This window comes from Streptomyces sp. NPDC004561 (genome assembly GCF_053602155.1).
The window spans coordinates 1-4,627 of sequence record NZ_JBSGDB010000612.1; the positions used below are offsets into that span (position 1 = coordinate 1).

Sequence of the window (4,627 nt, forward strand, 5' to 3'; positions counted from 1 at the left end):
GGGGTGATGGCCGTCCGACGGCGCGAGGCTGGGCGCGACAGGTCGTTCGCGCCGCCGGACGGGGCGGGTGGGCCCCCCGGAAGGGGCTGGGTGGGACCGCGGCGGGTGCGACGGAGCCGGGGGCACCTTCCCTCTGGTCGAGAAGGGCACTCGGTTCCTTCACCACCGCACTGGCTCGCACGCCGCCGCGGTCCTCGCCCTGCCCGCGCACCCGCCGTCACGGCCACCCCTCATCCGGGCCGTCCGGCGTGCCGCGCGGGCCGCGCGCGGAGTCCATGACCTCCCGTCAGGCTCCGTACGCTGCTTGCGGGTTCCTCTAGATCAGTCCTCGCGCAGGGCGCGGACCGCCTCCTCCACGCGCTTGCCGTACTCGGGGTCGGCGGCGTGGAAGTGGGCCAGGTTCTTCTCGATCACGTCGTCGCGGGAGACCTGCGAGAGGCCGCCGGCGATGTTCGCGACGAGGCGGGACCTCTCCTCCTGCGACATCAGGCGGTACAGCTCGCCCGCCTGGTAGAAGTCGTCGTCCTTGGTGTGGAGGGGGGCCTCGTGGTTGCCCGTGTGGCCCGACACCGCGAGGGGGGCTGACAGCGGGCGGCCGGTCTCCACCGGGCCGTCGTACGAGTTCGGCTCGTAGTTCTTGGCGTGACGGCCCTGGGCGTTGACGGCCATGTGGCCGTCGCGGCCGTAGTTCCGGGCGCCGCCCGGGACCGCCTTCGGGGAGTTCACCGGGAGCAGGGTGTGGTTGACGCCGAGGCGGTAGCGGTGGGCGTCCGCGTAGGCGAACAGGCGGCCCTGGAGCATCTTGTCGGGGGAGGGGCCGATGCCCGGAACGAAGTTGTTCGGGGAGAACGCGGCCTGCTCGACCTCGGCGAAGACGTCGTCCGGGTTGCGGTCCAGGACCAGGCGGCCCACGCGCTGCAGCGGGTAGTCCTTGTGCGGCCAGACCTTGGTCACGTCGAACGGGTTGAAGCGGTAGTCAGCCGCCTCGGCCGCCGGCATGAGCTGGACGTGCAGGGTCCAGGACGGGTGCACGCCCCGCTCGATCGCCTGCAGCAGGTCGGTCTGGTGGGAGCCGGCGTCGTTGCCCGCGATCTCCGCGGCCTGCTCACTGCTCAGGGAGCGGACGCCCTGGTTCGTCTTGAAGTGGTACTTGACGAAGAAGGCCTCGCCCTGGGCGTTCGTCCACTGGTAGGTGTGCGAGCCGTAGCCGTTCATGTGGCGGTACGACGCCGGGATGCCGCGGTCGCCCATGAGCCAGGTGATCTGGTGCGTGGCCTCGGGGGCGTGCGCCCAGAAGTCCCAGACGTTGTCCGGCTCCTGACGGCCCGTGAACGGGTCGCGCTTCTGCGAGTGGATGAAGTCGGGGAACTTGATCGGGTCCTTGACGAAGAACACCGGGGTGTTGTTGCCGACGAGGTCGTAGTTGCCCTCCTCGGTGTAGAACTTCACCGCGAAGCCGCGCGGGTCGCGGACGGCGTCCGCGCCGCCGAGCGAGTCGGCGACCGTGGAGAAGCGCAGGAACACCTCGGTGCGCCTGCCGATCTCGCTCAGGAAGTCGGCGTGGGTGAAGCCGGTGACGTCGTCCGTCACCTCGAAGTGGCCGTACGCGCCGGAGCCACGGGCGTGCACCACGCGCTCCGGGATGCGCTCGCGGTTGAAGCGCGCGAGCTTCTCCAGGAGTTGCTGGTCCTGGATCAGGAGCGGGCCGCCTACGCCGGCCGAGGCGGAATTCTGGTTGTCGGCGACCGGGGCGCCGGACTCTGTCGTGAGCACGCGCTGCGACATCGTGGACCTTCCGTGCGGGTGGCAGCGGAAATCTTCTTCCGCTTAGTGGAGCCTAGAAGTGGGGCAATCTGAACGTCAACAGTTTGTTGAAGTAGAATCCGGGCGGCGCCGGCGCCTGGGCGCGACAGGACAGGTGTCAGCGACGGCGCCGCCCGGAAGCTCGGGGCTCGGCTCAGACCTGCGAGCCGGACAGGCGCTCCACGGCCCGCAGCAGGGCCGAGTGGTCCAGGCCGCCGTCGCCCTGGGTGCGCAGGCTGGCGACCAGCTGGGCGACCATGGCGCCGACCGGCAGCGCCGCGCCGACGTTGCGGGCGGCGTCGGTGACGATGCCCATGTCCTTGTGGTGCAGGTCGATGCGGAAGCCCGGCTTGAAGTCGCGGTTCAGGAAGTTGTCCTTCTTCCGCGTCAGCACGGTGGAGCCCGCCAGACCGCCGTTGAGGACGTCCAGCGCGGCCGCCAGGTCCACGCCCGACTTCTCCAGGAAGACCACGGCCTCGGCGCACGCCTGGATGTTCACGGCGACGATCAGCTGGTTGGCCGCCTTCACGGTCTGGCCGGAGCCGTGCGGACCGCACAGCACGATGGTCTTGCCGAGCGCCTCGAAGATCGGCTCGGCCTGCTCGAAGTCGGCCTGCTCGCCGCCGACCATGATCGACAGCACGGCCTCGATCGCGCCGGCCTCACCGCCGGACACGGGGGCGTCGAGGACCCGGACGCCCTTGTCCCGGGCGGCCTTCGCGAGGTCCACGGAGGTCTGCGGGGTGATCGAGGACATGTCGATCAGCAGGGTGTCCTGGCGGGCGTTCTCCAGGATGCCGTCCGGGCCGTAGGCGATGGCCTCGACCTGCGGGGACGCGGGCACCATGGTGATCACCACGTCGGCGTCGCGCACGGCCTCGGCGATCGAGGGGGCGGCGGTGCCGCCGGCGGCGGTCAGGCGGTCCAGCTTCTCCTGCTCCAGCGTGAAGCCGGTGACCTGGTAGCCCGCCTTGATCAGGTTCTCGGACATGGGGGAGCCCATGATGCCGAGACCGATCCACGCGATCTTGGGGAGGGTGTTGCTCATGATGGGGGTGCCTCTCTACTGCTCTGCGAAGTCAGGGGGGTTCAGCGCGCCGCGCGCGCTTCGCGCGGGAGCCACGCGAAGGACTCGGCGCTCGGGCGGTCGCCGGGCTTGTACTCCAGGCCGACCCAGCCGTCGTAACCGGCCTTCCGCAGCAGGCCGAGCAGCTCCTCCAGCGGGAGCGAACCCGTGCCGGGGGCGCCGCGGCCGGGGTTGTCGGCGATCTGGACGTGGCCGGTCTTGGCCGCGTACTGCTCGATCACCGACGGCAGGTCCTCGCCGTTCATCGACAGGTGGTACAGGTCCATCAGGAACTTCGCGTTGCCGAGGCCCGTCGCCGCGTTGACCTCGTCCACGATCTCGATCGCCTTGGGGGCGCTCACGATCGGGCACTTCGGCGACTCGGGTCCGTTCAGGGCCTCGATCAGGAGGATGGCGCCGATCCGGTCGGCCGCGCGGGCCGCGAGGACCAGGTTCTCCAGGGCGAGCGCGTCCTGCTCGGCCGGGTCCACCCCCTCGACGCGGTTGCCGTAGAGGGCGTTGAGGGCCTTGCAGCCCAGCGAGGCGGCGAAGTCGGCGACCACGTCGATGTTGGCGCGGAACCTCTCCGACTCCTCCCCCGGGATCGACAGGGCGCCGCGGTCCGGGCCCGGCAGCTGTCCGGCGTAGAAGTTCAGCCCCGTGAGCCGGACGCCCGCGTCCTCGATCGCCTTCTTCAGGGCGTCGAGCTCGGACCGCTCGGGGGTGGGGGAGTCGACCCAGGGCCACCACAGCTCGACCGCCGTGAAGCCCGCCGCGGCGGCGGCCGCGGGGCGCTCCAGGAGCGGGAGTTCCGTGAAGAGGATCGACAGGTTGACGTTGAAGCGCTGGTCTGCGGCTGTGCTCGATCCAAAACCTGGCATTCGGGCCGCGCTCCCTTCCGTTGGGTCGATATTCCGTATTACGGAAGTTCGTTTCTGCTTAATGGAAGATTGCCGTCGGGTGTCGGCGCTTGTCAAGGGGGGTCCGTCAGCCGGTCCCCGCTCGGCCGTCCCGGAAATCCGTGCCGCGCGTTAGGTTGTGCGCGTGCGATTGAAAGTGGAGTTCACGACCGAGCCCTTCGACCTGGACGAGGCGCCCGCGCACGCCGTGGCGGCACGGGAGGTCCTGGAGACGGCCGGGCTCGACACCGTCGACGTCGGCCCGTTCGGCAACACGGCCGAAGGGGTGTCCGACCGTGTGCTGACCGCCGTGGACGCGCTGTTGCGCAGGAGCCTGGAGGCCGGCGCCACCCGGATCTCGCTCCAGGTCAACGTGGTCGGGGGCCAGGACGGGGAGGGCGATAGGTGAGCGGGGACGAGCCCTTCATCACGGCCGTGAAGCCGCTGGTCGACGCCATGGGCGGGGTCATGATCCCACCGGACGAGGCCGGGTCCGAGGACGTCGTGCTCGCCTGGGAGGGCGTCGACGTCGTCGCCGTGCGCCTGCCCCAGCTCGCCGACTCCCTCGACCACATCCTCGCCGCCATGGAGCGCAAGGAGGGCCGGCCGCTGGCCGACCTGGACCGCAAGGCGAAACAGGAGGTCGTGCGGATACTGGAAGCGCGGGGCGCCTTCGCCGTGCGCCACGGCGTGGAGACCGTGGCGAGCGCGCTGGGCGTCAGCCGCTTCACCGTCTACAACTACCTCAACCGGGAGAAGGGAGCGTAGCGCTCCGCCGCGCAGCCGTGGCGGGCGCCCTGCCCGTGTTCTCGTTCCCGGCGCCCTCACTGTGGTGGTTCGCGTACATCGCCCTGGTCCC

General features: G+C 70.5%; 5 protein-coding genes. 2 read left to right on the forward strand and 3 right to left on the reverse strand.

Features of this window, described 5'->3' with window-relative positions; translation table 11 throughout:
* Positions 1-321: 321 nt before the first annotated feature.
* The 3 genes from ACWEN3_RS41930 to ACWEN3_RS41940 form a co-directional block, all read right to left on the reverse strand.
* Entirely contained in the window at positions 322-1,785 is a 1,464-nt protein-coding gene (locus ACWEN3_RS41930; protein ID WP_452982640.1) for a catalase, read from the reverse strand.
* A gap of 172 nt (positions 1,786-1,957) precedes the next feature.
* Positions 1,958-2,851: a 2-hydroxy-3-oxopropionate reductase gene (locus tag ACWEN3_RS41935; RefSeq protein WP_452982643.1), complete on the reverse strand. Its 894-nt coding sequence runs from the start codon at positions 2,849-2,851 to the stop codon at positions 1,958-1,960.
* A 41-nt stretch (positions 2,852-2,892) separates the two neighbouring features.
* A complete protein-coding gene (locus tag ACWEN3_RS41940) occupies positions 2,893-3,750 on the reverse strand; it encodes a TIM barrel protein (protein ID WP_452982646.1) in 858 nt (285 codons plus the stop codon).
* A gap of 163 nt (positions 3,751-3,913) precedes the next feature.
* On the opposite strand from ACWEN3_RS41940, the gene ACWEN3_RS41945 reads away from it, so the two are divergent.
* Both ACWEN3_RS41945 and ACWEN3_RS41950 read left to right on the forward strand, forming a co-directional pair.
* Complete coding sequence (locus ACWEN3_RS41945) at positions 3,914-4,177, forward strand: hypothetical protein (protein WP_452982648.1); 264 nt, start codon at positions 3,914-3,916, stop codon at positions 4,175-4,177.
* A 47-nt stretch (positions 4,178-4,224) separates the two neighbouring features.
* On the forward strand, positions 4,225-4,536 hold the full coding sequence (locus ACWEN3_RS41950; protein WP_452982651.1) for a helix-turn-helix domain-containing protein: 312 nt from the start codon (positions 4,225-4,227) through the stop codon (positions 4,534-4,536).
* Positions 4,537-4,627: the final 91 nt, after the last annotated feature.

Bases quoted from the DNA above. Each gene is read 5' to 3' on its own strand.
- ACWEN3_RS41950 (WP_452982651.1), top strand. From the start codon at position 4,225: ATGGGCGGGGTCATGATCCCACCGGACGAGGCCGGGTCCGAGGACGTC.
- ACWEN3_RS41940 (WP_452982646.1), bottom strand. From the start codon at position 3,750: ATGCCAGGTTTTGGATCGAGCACAGCCGCAGACCAGCGCTTCAACGTC.
- ACWEN3_RS41935 (WP_452982643.1), bottom strand. From the start codon at position 2,851: ATGAGCAACACCCTCCCCAAGATCGCGTGGATCGGTCTCGGCATCATG.
- ACWEN3_RS41930 (WP_452982640.1), bottom strand. From the start codon at position 1,785: ATGTCGCAGCGCGTGCTCACGACAGAGTCCGGCGCCCCGGTCGCCGAC.